13 protein-coding genes and 1 tRNA gene are annotated in these 13,447 nt (G+C 69.6%); 12 read left to right on the forward strand and 2 right to left on the reverse strand.

Translation table 11 applies throughout. The features are described from left to right. Window positions 1-29: 29 nt before the first annotated feature. The 9 genes from OXU32_16955 to OXU32_16995 all read left to right on the forward strand — a co-directional run bounded on the left by OXU32_16955 (window position 30) and on the right by OXU32_16995 (window position 8,114). Window positions 30-1,301: a DUF512 domain-containing protein gene (locus OXU32_16955; protein ID MDE0075643.1), complete on the forward strand. Its 1,272-nt coding sequence runs from the start codon at window positions 30-32 to the stop codon at window positions 1,299-1,301. Then, complete coding sequence (gene der / locus OXU32_16960) at window positions 1,298-2,635, forward strand: ribosome biogenesis GTPase Der (GenBank protein MDE0075644.1); 1,338 nt, start codon at window positions 1,298-1,300, stop codon at window positions 2,633-2,635. Before OXU32_16955 ends, der begins: the two co-directional genes overlap by 4 nt. Then, entirely contained in the window at window positions 2,632-3,267 is a 636-nt protein-coding gene (plsY, locus tag OXU32_16965; GenBank protein MDE0075645.1) for a glycerol-3-phosphate 1-O-acyltransferase PlsY, read from the forward strand. Before der ends, plsY begins: the two co-directional genes overlap by 4 nt. Continuing rightward, window positions 3,260-4,279 carry an NAD(P)-dependent glycerol-3-phosphate dehydrogenase gene (locus OXU32_16970; GenBank protein MDE0075646.1) on the forward strand — a complete coding sequence of 340 codons (1,020 nt, stop codon included), beginning with the start codon at window positions 3,260-3,262 and terminating at the stop codon, window positions 4,277-4,279. Before plsY ends, OXU32_16970 begins: the two co-directional genes overlap by 8 nt. 34 nt (window positions 4,280-4,313) lie before the next feature. Next, window positions 4,314-4,685 carry a MerR family transcriptional regulator gene (locus OXU32_16975; GenBank protein ID MDE0075647.1) on the forward strand — a complete coding sequence of 124 codons (372 nt, stop codon included), beginning with the start codon at window positions 4,314-4,316 and terminating at the stop codon, window positions 4,683-4,685. 10 nt (window positions 4,686-4,695) lie between these two features. Further along, a complete protein-coding gene (surE, locus tag OXU32_16980; GenBank protein MDE0075648.1) occupies window positions 4,696-5,454 on the forward strand; it encodes a 5'/3'-nucleotidase SurE in 759 nt (252 codons plus the stop codon). Beyond that, a complete protein-coding gene (locus tag OXU32_16985; GenBank protein ID MDE0075649.1) occupies window positions 5,424-6,038 on the forward strand; it encodes a VTT domain-containing protein in 615 nt (204 codons plus the stop codon). The genes surE and OXU32_16985 overlap by 31 nt, the downstream gene beginning before the upstream one ends. Window positions 6,039-6,067: 29 nt before the next feature. Next, window positions 6,068-6,141: transfer RNA gene (locus OXU32_16990), tRNA-Arg, on the forward strand. A 65-nt stretch (window positions 6,142-6,206) separates the two neighbouring features. Next, window positions 6,207-8,114 carry an Ig-like domain-containing protein gene (locus tag OXU32_16995; GenBank protein MDE0075650.1) on the forward strand — a complete coding sequence of 636 codons (1,908 nt, stop codon included), beginning with the start codon at window positions 6,207-6,209 and terminating at the stop codon, window positions 8,112-8,114. A gap of 61 nt (window positions 8,115-8,175) precedes the next feature. Here OXU32_16995 and OXU32_17000 read toward each other — a convergent pair whose 3' ends face one another. Further along, entirely contained in the window at window positions 8,176-8,559 is a 384-nt protein-coding gene (locus OXU32_17000) for a DUF423 domain-containing protein (GenBank protein MDE0075651.1), read from the reverse strand. A 12-nt stretch (window positions 8,560-8,571) separates the two neighbouring features. After that, entirely contained in the window at window positions 8,572-10,350 is a 1,779-nt protein-coding gene (ggt, locus tag OXU32_17005) for a gamma-glutamyltransferase (protein ID MDE0075652.1), read from the reverse strand. A gap of 250 nt (window positions 10,351-10,600) precedes the next feature. Here ggt and OXU32_17010 point away from each other — a divergent pair, with 250 nt between their 5' ends. From OXU32_17010 to OXU32_17020, 3 genes are all read left to right on the forward strand, one after another. Next, window positions 10,601-11,968, forward strand: a complete 1,368-nt coding sequence (locus OXU32_17010) for an amino acid permease (protein MDE0075653.1) — start codon at window positions 10,601-10,603, stop codon at window positions 11,966-11,968. 94 nt (window positions 11,969-12,062) lie between these two features. Then, on the forward strand, window positions 12,063-12,965 hold the full coding sequence (locus tag OXU32_17015) for an arginine deiminase family protein (protein MDE0075654.1): 903 nt from the start codon (window positions 12,063-12,065) through the stop codon (window positions 12,963-12,965). Between the two features lie 115 nt (window positions 12,966-13,080). Beyond that, on the forward strand, window positions 13,081-13,371 hold the full coding sequence (locus OXU32_17020) for a hypothetical protein (protein ID MDE0075655.1): 291 nt from the start codon (window positions 13,081-13,083) through the stop codon (window positions 13,369-13,371). Window positions 13,372-13,447: the final 76 nt, after the last annotated feature.

The following is a 13,447-nucleotide window of genomic DNA, read 5'->3' on the forward strand; positions in this document are numbered from 1 at the left end:
GACGGCGGAGCGGCCGGAGGACGACAGGGATGGTTCGGATAGCCGGGGTCGAGAGCGGGAGCATCGCCGACGAGCTCCGGCTGGAGATCGGTACCCGCATCGTGCGCATCAACGGACAGCGCGTGCGCGACGGCATCGACCTCGCCTTCCTGCTCGGAGACCCGGACCTGGCCGTCGAGACGGTCTCTCCCGCGGGCGACCGCTTCGTGTACGAGATCGAACGGGATCCGGGGACGCCGGTCGGGCTGGTCCCGGAACCCGACAAGATCCGCGAATGCGCCAACAAGTGCGTCTTCTGCTTCATCGACGGGAACCCGAAGGACGCCCGCCAGAGCCTGTGGCTGCGGGATGACGACTTCCGGCTCTCCTTCACCTACGGCAGCTACGTCACCCTGACCAACCTGGGACCGCGCGGCCTTCAGCGGCTCGTGGACCAGCGCATCTCGCCACTTTACGTGAGCGTGCACGCCACCGAACCGGCGGTCCGCGAACGTCTGCTGGTCAACCGGCGAGCGGGGCTCATCATGGAACAGCTCTCCTTCCTGCTCGATGGGGGGCTGGAGGTGCACACCCAGGTGGTGCTCTGCCCGGAATGGAACGACGGCGCGCACCTCGACCGGACCATCGACGACCTCTGGTCGCTGGGGCCGGGGGTGCGGTCTCTGTCGGTGGTTCCGGTGGGGCTGACCAGGTACAACGAGAACCGGCCGGTGCGACGCCTCACCGCGGCCGGGGCCGCGTCCGCGATCGAGCAGGTCGAGCGGGCCCGGCAGCGGACGCCCGGGCGGCGCGAGACGCGGTGGGCCTACGCCGCCGACGAGATGTTCCTGATCGCGGGGATGGGGGTTCCAGGTGTTGCCTACTACGACGACTTGTCGCTCATGGAAAACGGGGTCGGCGCGGTGCGCCGCTTCCTGGACGACCTGGACGCCGGGATGGGCACGCTTCCCGATTTCTCCGGGCACCGCATCCGGATAGTGACGGGCCGGTCGATGGCGCCCTGGATCGAAGCCCGCGCCGGGCAGCTGGAATCCGCCACGCGGGCGGAAGTCGAGGTGCTGGCCGTGACCAACCGCTACTTCGGAGACGGGGTCACGGTGGCGGGCCTGCTTGCGGGGCGCGACATGCGCGCGGCGCTGGGGGAGGGAAGGCGGGAGGACGTCGTCCTGCTTCCGGCGGAGGCCGTCAACGCCGACGGAATGTTTGTCGACGACTATCCCCTCGCGCGCCTGGAGCGCGAACTGGCGCCGGCGAAGGTGCTCGCAGGCCACGAGATCACGCGCCTGCTGTCGGAAACATGATCGGCACCCGGCTCCCGGTGGTCGCGGTCGTCGGCCGTCCCAACGTGGGCAAATCCACCCTCTTCAATCGTGTTCTGGGACAGCGCAAGGCGATCGTTGACGACACCCCGGGCGTGACGCGGGACCGGCACTTCGCCCGCGCCGACTGGGCGGGAAGGGATTTCTTCCTCGTCGACACGGGCGGGGTGGTGGAGGGCAGCGACAGCCCGCTCGACCGGGCGGTGCGCGCCCAGGCGCTGGCGGCGGTCGAGGAAGCCGACCTGATTCTCTTCGTTGTCGACGCCAGGGACGGCATCCATCCGCTGGACGAGAAGCTCGCCACGCTGCTGCGGCTGAGCGAGCGCCCGGTCCTGCTGGTGGCGAACAAGGTGGACAACCTTCCGCGCGAGACCTCCCACCACGAGTTCTGGGCGCTGGGCGTCGGCGAGCCGGTCCCGGTGAGCGCGATCTCCGGGAAGGGAAGCGGCGACCTGCTGGACGTGGTGCTCGAGGCGCTGCCCGACCCCGAAGCCGCCCCTGCGGAACCGGACACGGTGCGGGTGGCGGTGATCGGCAAGCCCAACGTGGGCAAGTCGAGCTTCGTCAACCGGCTCTTCGGCGAGGAGCGCATGGTGGTCAGCGAGACGGCCGGCACCACGCGCGACGCCGTGGACTCGACGATGCGCTACCACGGCCGCAACCTGGTCTTCGTGGACACCGCCGGGCTCCGCCGCCAGGCCCGCATCCACGACTCCATCGAGTACTACGCGTGGCTGCGGGCGACCCGGGTGATCCGCGAGGCGGACGTCTGCCTGGTTCTGACGGACGCCGCCTCCGGCATCCACATGCAGGACGTGAAGGTCGCCGAGGCCGCGTGGGACTCGGGCTGCGGGGTCATCCTGGTCGTAAACAAGTGGGATCTGGTCGAGAGAAACGGCTCTACGGCGCCCGGAATAGAGAAGGTCGTGCGCGCGCGAACCCCCTTTCTTCGCTGGGTGCCCTTCGTCTTCACCTCGGCGCTCACCGGCCAGCGGGTGCGCAGGACCCTCGATCTCGTGCTCCGGGTCCAGGCCGAGCGGGAGCGGCGCATCCCGACCGCCGAGTTGAACCGGGAGCTGGGGCGGCTCGTGGCACGGCATCCGCCGGCGCACTCGCGCGGGCGCGCGGTGAAGGTTCGCTACGGCACGCAGGTGGGCGTCGCCCCTCCGGCCTTCGTCCTCTTCAGCAATCTGCCGAGGGAGATTCAGCCGGCCTACGTTCGCTATCTTGAGAACGGGTTCCGCAGCCGGTGGCCGTTGGCCGGCTCCCCGCTGCGGATGCGCTTCAAGGCGGATGGAGGCTCGGGCAGACGATGACCCCGCTGATCTGGGTGCTGGCCGCCTATCTTGCGGGATCGCTCCCCACCAGCTTCGTGGTGGGGAAGATGATCGGCGGAATGGACCTGCGGCGCGAGGGGAGCGGCAACCTGGGCGCGACCAACGTCTACCGCGCGATGGGATTGCGCGTGGCAGTGCCGGTGGGACTGGTGGACGTCGCCAAGGGCTGGCTGCCGGCCTGGCTGTTTCCGATGCTTGACGGCGGCGCCGCGGACGGATGGGCCGCAGCCTACGGGGCGGCCGCGATCCTCGGCCACACCTTCTCCTGCTGGGTGCGCTTCCGGGGCGGGAAGGGCGTGGCCACCGCCGCCGGAGCCTTTCTCGCGCTGTCGCCGCTCGCCGTGTTGGCCGCCGCGCTGGTCTGGGCGATGGTCCTGGCGATGCGGGGCATCGTCTCGCTGGCATCGATCGCGGCGGCGGTCGCGCTTCCGGCGACGGTGCTGGCTGGGAATGCAGCGGGTCGCGCGGCGGATCCCTGGGTCACGGGGTTTGCGATCCTGGCCGGCGCCTTCGTCATCTGGGCGCACCGGTCCAACATCGGCCGGCTGCTGCGGGGGGAGGAAAAGCGCATACACGCCGATCGCCGGGCCCGGCGAGACGAAGGTGGCTGATTCGGCCTGCAGGATCGGCGTGCTGGGGGCCGGCAGCTGGGGGACGGCGCTGGCGGCGCTTGCCGCCGACAGGGGGCACGATGTCTGCCTGTGGGCGCGCGAGCCGGAGGTCGTGCAGCAGATCCGGGAGGGCGGCGAGAACCAGTGCTTCCTGCCCGGCATCGAACTTCCGCGCGAACTGGACGCGACCGGCAAGATGGAACGGGCCGTCGCCGGCGCGGAGATCGTCATGTCGGTGAGCCCGGCCCAGTACGCCGGGGCTGTGGTGGGTGGCGCCGCCCGCTTCCTGGAACCCGATGCCGTGGTCGTGTCCGCCTCCAAGGGGATCGAGATCGCGACCTTGCGGCGCATGGACGAGGTGATGGCCGAGCTGCTCACGCCGCGACAGAGCGAGCGCCTGACCGTGCTCTCGGGTCCGAGCTTCGCGGCGGAGGTGGTGCGCGGCCAGCCCACCGCGGTGGTGGCGGCGAGCCGGTCGGAGGAAGCCCGCCTGCTGGTCCAGGCCGCCCTGCAGGGGCCCAGCTTTCGCGTCTACACCAACGACGACGTGATCGGCGTCGAACTGGGCGGCGCGCTCAAGAACGTGATCGCGCTCGCCGCCGGGGTGGTGGCTGGCCACGGCTTCGGGCACAACACGCTCTGTGCGCTGATCACCCGCGGCTTGGCCGAAATAACCCGGCTCGGGGTTGCCATGGGCGCCCGTCCACCCACCTTTTTCGGACTGGCGGGAATGGGCGATCTGGTCCTTACCTGCACCGGCCACGTGAGCCGCAACCGCACCGTGGGCTACGAGCTCGGACGGGGGCGCACCCTGGACGACATCCTGGGCGGGATGACGGCGGTGGCGGAGGGGGTGAAGACGGCCGAAGCCGTGCACGAGCTGGCCGCCAGGTATCGGGTGGAGATGCCGATCTGCGACCAGGTTTACGATATCCTGATGGGGAGAACAGACCCTGCCGAGGCGGCGAACAACCTCATGATGCGGGATCCCAAGCCGGAGCACTGGTCGTGACCGCGTCTCCGGTCCCGGGGCCCGGGAGGAGCCATTGAACGAACCGATCGCGCAACGCGCGTACTATTCCATCGGCGAAGTATGCGACCTCACCGGCATCCAGGCGCATGTGCTGCGCTACTGGGAAACACGATTCGAGCTGCTTCGACCCGTGAAGAACCAGGCCGGCAACCGGGTCTATCGGCCGCGGGAGGTCGAACTGGTGCTCCTGCTCAAGCGTCTGCTCTACGAAGACAAGTACACCGTGGAGGGTGCCCGCCAGGAACTGGCCCGGATGCGCAGGACGGGAGGCCTCCAGGAGGCCCGCAAGGCGGCGCTCGCTCCCGAACTTCGCGGCCAGCTCAAGAGCGACCTGGCGGAGTTGATGGACATCCTCTCCGTCCCCGGCCAGACCGGCGATTCCTGACCGGACGCGCATGCACATCCTGTGCACGAACGATGACGGCTACATGGCTCCGGGCCTGGCCATTCTTCAGAGCGCCGCACGACGGCTCGGCTCGGTGCATGTTGTGGCGCCCGACCGCGAGCAGAGCGCGACCAGCCACTCGCTCACGCTGCACCTTCCGCTACGCGCCCGAACGGGCCCCGGGGGCGTTTCCGTAGTCGACGGCACGCCCACGGACTGCGTCATCCTGGCGCTGAGCGCGCTGCTGGAGGAGCGTCCCACGGTCTGCTTCTCCGGCGTCAACCACGGGTCGAACATGGGAGAGGATGTCCTCTATTCGGGAACGGTGGCGGCCGCAATGGAAGCGACCGTGCTCGGCATTCCGTCGGTCGCGGTGTCGTACGCCGGACGCGACCTGACGGAGGGACTGGGCTGGTCCGAGCCTCTGTCCGACCTCCTGAAGCAGGTGCTTGACAGACCTTTCCCCACCGACACGCTCTTCAACGTCAACCTCCCCCCGATTCCGCCGGCGGAGGCGAAGGGGGTGCGGGTCACCCGGCTGGGCCGCCGCAGGTACAGCGATTCGCTGATGCGCGGCCACGATCCGATGGGAAAGGAGTACTACTGGATCGGGGCGTCCACGCCGGCGTGGAGCGGCTCCGCCGATTCGGATTTCCGTGCCGTGGAGGAGGGCTACGTTTCGGTGACCCCCCTCCATCTCGACCTCACCAACTACAGGCTTCTCGAGGAGGTGCGGGCGTGGGACCTGACGATGGATCCCGCTCCCTGATACGCCGTCTCTACGACTGGGTGCTGAGCTGGGCCGGGACGCCGTACGGCGCCTGGGCGCTTGCGGTGCTCGCGCTGGCCGAGTCGTCGGTGTTCCCGATTCCGCCCGATCCGCTGCTGCTGGCGCTCTGCCTGGGCGCTCCGGCGGCGTCCATGCGCTTTGCGGCGCTGACCACGGCGGCGTCGGTCATTGGTGGCGTGATCGGCTACGGCATCGGGGCGGGCGCGTGGCACCTCTTCGACCAGTTCTTCTTCGACCATGTCCCGGGAGTGTCGCCGGAGAGCTTCGCGCGCGTCCAGGAACTCTACGGGCGCTACGACTTCTGGGTGATCTTCCTGGCGGGCCTGACTCCGCTTCCGTACAAGGTGTTCACGCTCTCGGCCGGGGTCTTCGCCATCGATTTCCCGGTGTTCGTGCTGGCCAGTTGCGTCTCGCGGGGACTGCGCTTCTTCGTGCTCGGAGGTCTGGTCTACCGATGGGGCTCCGCGTTGCGGGGCGCGATCGATCGCCATTTCAACACCTTCACCTGGCTCTTCGGCATTCTGCTGGTGGCGGGCTTCGCGGTGGTGGCGTTGCTCCGCTGAAGCGGACGGCGGTAGAATGGGGTTCGCGCGCCTCCGTAGCTCAGGTGGACAGAGCACCGGATTCCTAATCCGGGGGCCGCAGGTTCGAGTCCTGCCGGGGGCACTTCGAGAGGTCGCGGGCCGCAAGAGGCAGCCTGCCATCACGTTCCGTCATCCGAGGTAAACCAGATGATGTCCTTCGCTCATGTGTTCGCATTGGCCGTCGCGGTTCAGGCCGCGCCGGATCGCGTGGAAGTGCTCCCCGCCAGCGCGGAAGTCGGCGTCGACGCGGTGCTGCCGCTCACCGCCCGGGTCCTGGACGCCGAAGGGGCGGTCATCGAGGGCGCCGCCGTCACCTGGGTGGCCGTCACCCCCGAGCTGGTGTCGGTGGATGCGTCCGGCCAGGTGACCGGCCTCAGGCCGGGGAAGGCCCAGGTGGCCGCCATGGTCGGGGGCACGGTGGTGGGGTTCGCCGACCTGACGGTGCCGCAGCTGGGGGCCGCCACCCTGGAGGTGGCCGCGCCCGGGGCGATCGTCGTGGGCACCAGCGCGCCCATATCGCTCGCGGCCACCACCCGGCTGGGGGAGGCGCTGACCGCGCCGGTGGCATCCTTCACCTCCGACGCGCCCGCGGTGGCCAGCGTGGACGCGCTCGGGCGCGTGTACGGCCTCGCCCCCGGAAGCGCGACCATCACGGTCCGGTCGGGCGTCGCGGAGGAGGAAGTGGAAGTCAGCGTGGAGGCGGACCCGGGATTCTCGTACTCGCTCGAGCCCGCGGCCTCCACGGTGCGCACCGGCGACGTGGTGCGCTTCCGGGCCGGTGCGAACCTGCCTTCGGGCGCGGGCGGCCCCGAGCTGCTGCCCGCGTGGACGGTGGCGGGGGTGGGGGCCCAGATCGACGCCGACGGAGCCGAGGGCGTGTTCGTGGCCGAGGACCCGGGACGCTACGTCGTCTACGCGGTTATCGGGGAAGGCGTGGTGCGCACCGCCAACGTCGAGGTGACCGAGCGCATCTCGGATTCGGAGCTGATCCAGGTGGGGAGGGGACCGATCTCCTCGCACCACTCGGGTGACATGTGGGTGTTCGAGGGCGTGGACGGGCGCGACTACGTCTACGTGGGTACCTACATGCACGACTGGATGAAGGTGTGGGACGTCACCGACAGCGGCGCGCCCGTCCTCACGGACTCGATCCAGCTGGACGCGCGCCGCATCAACGACGTGAAGATCCATCCCGACAACCACATCGGGATCGTCACCCGCGAGGGCGCCTCCAATCGCCGCAACGGCATGGTGCTCCTCGACCTCGCCGACCCGGCCCACCCGGAGATCATCTCCCGCTACGACGAGACCCTGACCGGAGGGGTGCACAACGTCTGGATCCTGGGCGACGAGAACCTCGTCTACGCCTGCCACAACGGCACCTCCGAGATGCACATCATCGACATCTCCGACCCGGCCAACCCGGTCGAGGTGGGCCGCTGGGGGCTCGACAAGCAGGGCAAGACGCTGCACGACGTCATCGTGCAGGACGGCTACGCCTACCTCTCGTACTGGAACGACGGCGTGATCATGCTGGACGTGGGGGCGGGCACCCATCAGGGCACCGCGCGCGAGCCCGCCTTCGTGAGCCAGTTCAAGTACCCGATCGGCAACACCCACGTGGCCTGGCGCCACGGCCGCTATCTGTATCTCGGCGACGAGATCTTCCCGCCGGGATGGGACCCGGAGCGGCCCATCGAGGCGCGCGGCTTCATCCACGTGGTGGACTACTCCGACATCGAGAACCCGGTCGAGGTGGCCTGGTACGAGGTGCCGGAGGCGGGAGTGCACAACGTCTGGGCCGAGGGTGATCGCCTTTACCTTGGCTACTACCAGGCGGGGCTGCGCGTCCTGGACATCTCCGGGGAGCTGCGCGGCAACCTCTACGAGCAGGGCAGGGAGGTCGCAGCGTTCGTGCCCCGGGACGGTGACATGGTGGTGCCCAACTGGCCCATGACCTGGGGAGCTCAGATCTACAAGGGCCGCATCTACTCGTCGGATCTCAACTCGGGAATCTGGATCACGGAGCTGAGGCCGAAACGGGTCGTGTTCTAGCTTGGCTTAGCTTAGCTAGAACACTCGACATCCTGGAGCAGGGAAGGGCAAGCCGCCGGGGTCAGACGCTGCTGCGCAGGATCGCTACCACCAGCAGCAGCCAGCCGGCGATGAGCAGCACGCCGCCGATGGGCGTGACGGCGCCGAGCCAGCGGGGTCCGGTCAGTACGAGCAGGTAGAGGCTGCCCGAGAAGACCGCCGTCCCGGCCACCATCAGCCATCCCGCCCAGCCTGTCAGAGGACCTGTCAGGCGCGTCGACAGCCACGCGACTCCCAGCAGCGCGAGCGCGTGGTACATCTGGTAGCGCACGGCGGTCTCGAAGATCTCGAGGTCGCGCGCCTCCAGGCGTTCGCGCAGGGCATGGGCTCCGAATGCCCCCAGCGCCACCGCGAGGAGCGCCAGCGTGGCCCCGCTCGCGGCCAGGGTGCGCGCCAGGGCGGTCATGGGCTGTTCTCCTCAGTACGCAATGGCGTAGGCCTCCCTCCTCGGGTCGGACGCGGCGGTAAGGGTGCCGTCCCGGTCCCGGAGGATCATGTGGGCGCCCCCGAAGGTGGCCGTCCACCCATGCACGATCTCGACCTGGTGGCCCAGGGCGCCGAGTTCCCCCAGAACGGACGCGCCGACGCGATCCTCGAAGGCCACCCCGAGCCCGTTGTAGCTGCGGAAGCGGGGCGCTTCGATGGCTGCCTGGGGCGTCATCCCGAAGAGCACCATGTTGTTGACGATCTGGATCAGGCTCTGCGGCTGGCTGTCGCCTCCGGGCGTGCCCAGGGTGAAAGCGAAGCTGCCGTCGCCGTGGAGCGCCATCATGGGCGAGAGCGTGTGATAGGGGCGCTTGCCGGGCGCTATGATGTTGGGATGGCCCGCCTGCAGGTTGAACAGGGCGCCCCGGTTGTGGAGCACGATCCCCGTTTCGGGCTCGAGCAGACCCGAGCCGAAGCCGGCGAACAGGCTCTGGATCCAGCTTACCGCGTTGCCCCACTGGTCCACGGCGGTGAGATAGACGGTGTCGCCGGAGTCGTCCGCCGACGCGCCGCCGCCCGCGGCCATCTCCGCGCCCACGCCCGCCGCGCGCGACTCGGCCGCGGAGCCCGCGTCGACCATGCCCGCACGGCGGGCCAGGTAGTCGGGGTCGAGCAGGCGATCGAGCGGGATGTCGCTGAATTCCGGGTCGGCGGCCCACTGGTCGCGGTCGGCGAAGGCCAGCTTCTTCATCTCGATGAGGGTGTGGAGATACCCCGCCGAGTTGTGGCCCAGCTCCTTCATGTCGAACGATTTCGCCATCTCGAAAAGCTGCAGCTGGGCGATGCCCTGGGTGTTCGGCGGCATCACCAGCATGGTGTGGTCCTCGTAGTCGCCGCGCAGGGGCTCCACCCAGGTGGTAGTGTGTGCCGCCAGATCGGGAGCGCGCACGTAGCCTCCCTCCGCCTCCAGAAAGGCGCCGATGCGGTCGGCCACGAAGCCCTGGTAGAACCCGTCTCTTCCGTCGCGGGCGATGCGCTCCAGGGTGGTGGCCAGCGCCGGGTTCCGCAGCAGGCTGCCCACCGGCGGGGGTGCCCCACCCGGCAGATAGAGCGCCCGTGCGTGGTCGTTCAGCGACCGCGAAGAGCCCGCGATGTCGCGGGCCAGCCGGGTGGACACGGGGAAGCCGTCGCGGGCATAGCCGATGGCGGGCTCCAGCAGCTCCGCCATTGGCCGGGTGCCGAAGCGGTCAAGTGCGTCCACCCAGGCGGCCACGGCGCCGGGCACCGACACCGAGAGAGGGCCGTTGCCGGGCATCCGGTCGAGCTCGCGTTCGGCGAAGAGGGCCGGCGTGGCCAGCGCGCCGGCGCGCCCGCTGCCGTTCATCGCATACACGCGCCCACTCTCGGCCTCGTAGTAGATCATGAACGCGTCACCCCCGACGCCGTTCATGTGCGGACGCACCACGGCCAGCACCCCCGCCATGGCGATCGTCGCATCGATGGCGTTGCCGCCCCGGCGCAGCACCTCGTGACCCGCCGCCGCCGCCAGCGGATGGCCGGCCGACACGGCCGCGGTCACGCCGCGCACGTCGGGGCGGTTGGTGGCGGGGAAGACCACCTCCCCGGAGCTCTGTCCGGCCGTGCTGGCCTGCGCCGGCGCCTCCGCGGTTTCGCACGCGGTCACGGCAAGGGAGACGCAGGTGATCGCGAGGGTGGCGGCCATTGCGGCGCCCGCAGTGCGACGTCGAGCTGTTGCGGGAATTTCGCGCATGGGTGGAACTCCTGGATTCCTGTTAATCGGTGGCTTGCCGGGAGCGGGAACGCCCGTATGATCTCCGCGTGCACGATGCCACCGCGAGGCGGTCCCGCGCCAGCCCCGCCGCCATCAGGTGCCACGCCACGTCCCGGCCCCGCAGCAATCGGCCCGGTCCGCCACCAGGGCTATGGGCGGAGGGAACCGCACATCCACCGAGTGGTACGCGCGGCTGGTGCGGACGCCCGGCCGCGGACAGGTTCAGACCATGACGGGCAAGAGAAAACTCGGGCTTTGGATGTGCACCTCCCTGGTGGCGGGGAGCATGATCGGTTCAGGCGTCTTCCTCCTCCCGGCCTCGCTGGCCCCGTTCGGGGGCATCAGCATCCTGGGGTGGCTGGTGAGCGCCGGAGGCGCGATGTGCCTGGCGCTGGTGCTCGCGCGGCTCGGAGCGACGCTGCCCAGGGTCGGGGGACCGTATGCGTACGGCCGGGAGGGGTTCGGGGACTTCGTGGGCTTCTGGATCGCGTGGTCCTACTGGATCTCGCTGCTCACCGGAAACGCCGCCCTCGCCGTCGCCACCGCAAGCTACGCTACCGTCTTCTGGCCGGTGCTGGGGGTTTCGCCGGCGGCAGGCCTGGCCACGGCGCTGGCCGCCCTCTGGACCCTCGCGCTCGTCAACGCCCACGGCGTGCGCACGGCGGGACTGGTCCAGCTCGTCACCACCGTCCTGAAGCTGTTGCCGCTGGCGGCGGTCGGGACGGTCGGGTTCCTCTACTTCCAGGCCGACCACTTTCAGCCCTTCAATCCCGCGGGCGAGAGCGCCTTCAGCGCCGTAACGGCTACGGTCGCGCTCACTCTGTGGGCGTTTCTCGGACTCGAAGCGGGAACCGTCCCCGCCGGCGACGTGCGCGACCCCGCCCGCACCATTCCGAAGGCGACGATCCTGGGGACGTCCATCGCCGCCGTCGTCTACATTGCGTGCACGGCCGCGGTGATGGGCATCATCGCGCCGGGGGAGCTGGCGCTGTCCACGGCGCCGTTCGCCGACGCGGCGGGCTCCATCTGGGGCACCTGGGGCCGCTGGATCATCGGGGCGGGCGCCACCATTTCCTGCTTCGGGGCTCTCAACGGCTGGGTTCTGCTCACCGGCCAGATCCCGCGCGCCGCCGCCCTCGACGGGCTGCTCCCGGCGCGCTTCGCGCACCTGAGCCCGCGAGGCACGCCCGTCGTGGGGATCTTTCTGTCGGCCGTCCTCGCGACGATCCTGATCGCGATGAACTACACCAGGGGCCTGGTGCAGGCCTTCACCTTCCTCATCCTGCTGGCCACCCTGGCGACGCTGCTGCCCTACGTCTTCACGAGCATGACCGGGCTCATGATGGCCCTCCGCGAGCGCTCCAGGTCACGAGCGGGGGACCGTGCGGCTGCAAGGTCCCTCGCGCGGGCGGTCGTGAGCGTGTTGGCGTTCGGGTTTTCGCTCTGGGCGGTTGTGGGCGCGGGCGCGGAGACGGTCTTCTGGGGATTCCTGATGCTCCTGGCCGGCGTACCGGTGTTCGTTGCGATGCGGTGGCGGGCGGGCGATTCCACCCGGGAGGGGTCGGCCGCCGGCGATGGAACCGGCGCTGCTGCATGAGCGAAGGGCCGGGAAGCGCGCGGTGAGCCCGGCACAGCAGGCGGCCGGGCCGGGAAGCGGGTCCACGTCGACGGACGGCTTCGGCGTGGCGAGCATGACGGATCCTCTCCGGCGCGTCGCGATGCGCCGTCCCGGCCGGGCTACCCGCGAAGCCGATCCCGCGCTCTGGCACTACGCGGGTCCCCTCGACGCGGGTCGCCTGGTGCGCCAGTACGACGCGTTCGCCGCGTGCGTCGCCGAGTCGGGGGCGGAGATCGAGTGGATGGATGACACGGACGATGGCCTCTCCGACTCGATCTTCGTCTTCGACCCCTCCTTCATGACCCCCGCGGGCGCGATCCTGCTTCGTCCCGGCAAATCGCTCCGGCGCCCCGAAGTGGCCCTTCACGATACACTCTACCAGCGGCTGGGCGTGCCGGTCATCGGGGGAGTCGAGCCACCTGGCCTGGCCGAAGGCGGAGACCTGCTCTGGATCGACGAAACAACGCTCGCGGCGGCACGCTCGTTCCGCACCAACCAGGCCGGTATCGATCAGTTGCGGGACATCCTCGCGCCCCTCGGCACCAGGGTTGTGACGTTCGATCTTCCCGTATGGAACGGCAGCGCCGCCTGCCTGCACCTCCTGTCGGTGATCAGCCCGCTGGATCGCGATCTGGCGCTGGTCTACCCCCGTCTGCTGCCGGTCGCGCTGCGCCAACTGCTGCGGGACCGGGGCATCCGGTGCCTGGAGGCGAGCGACGAGGAGTTCGAGGCCTCCAACGGACTGAACCTCAACGTGCTCGCGACGGCGCCCCGGAGGTGCATCGCGGTCGACGGGTTCGCGCACACGGCGAGATTGATGCGTGATGCCGGGTGCGCGGTGACATGCTTCGCAGCGGATGCGCTCTGCATGCCGTGCGAAGGCGGGCCGACATGCCTTACGCTGCCTCTGTGGCGGACCAGGAGAACACCGCCCGCCCACGCCACCAGGAGAACACCGCCTGCCCACGCCGGCTGATTCCCTCGGGCTCGGGCGGCCCCGTGCAACACCTCTGGTCCGATTCCGTATTCGATTGCCGGACGGGCGGTTGATTCCGCTACCCGCGACACCACCAACCACGGAGGCTCAGCCAATGGACTGGGAAGCCCTCGTCGCCCTCGTCGTTCCTTCCCTGTTCATCGTCACGGCGGGGGGCGTACTCATCCTGCGTCCCATTGCAGCCAAACTCGGCACCCTCCTCGACGCGATGGCCCGCGAGAAATCCAGTTCAGCGCTGGAAGAGACCCGGCGCCTGCGCGAGACGGTCGAGTCGATGAACGAAAGACTCTCGCTGCTGGAAGAGCGTCAGGACTTCACCGAACGGCTCATCGAGCCTCGCACGTCCGGCGGCACCGGCCCCGCCGAGGGCGACAAGAACCGATAGCCTAAGACTCCAGAGAGTCTTCCATGGCTTCCCTGGCAGCCGCTTCAATCGACTCGCCCCTCGTGAACGGCCCGGT

Source organism: Gammaproteobacteria bacterium (assembly GCA_028819075.1).
Taxonomy (GTDB): domain Bacteria; phylum Gemmatimonadota; class Gemmatimonadetes; order Longimicrobiales; family Gaopeijiaceae; genus BD2-11.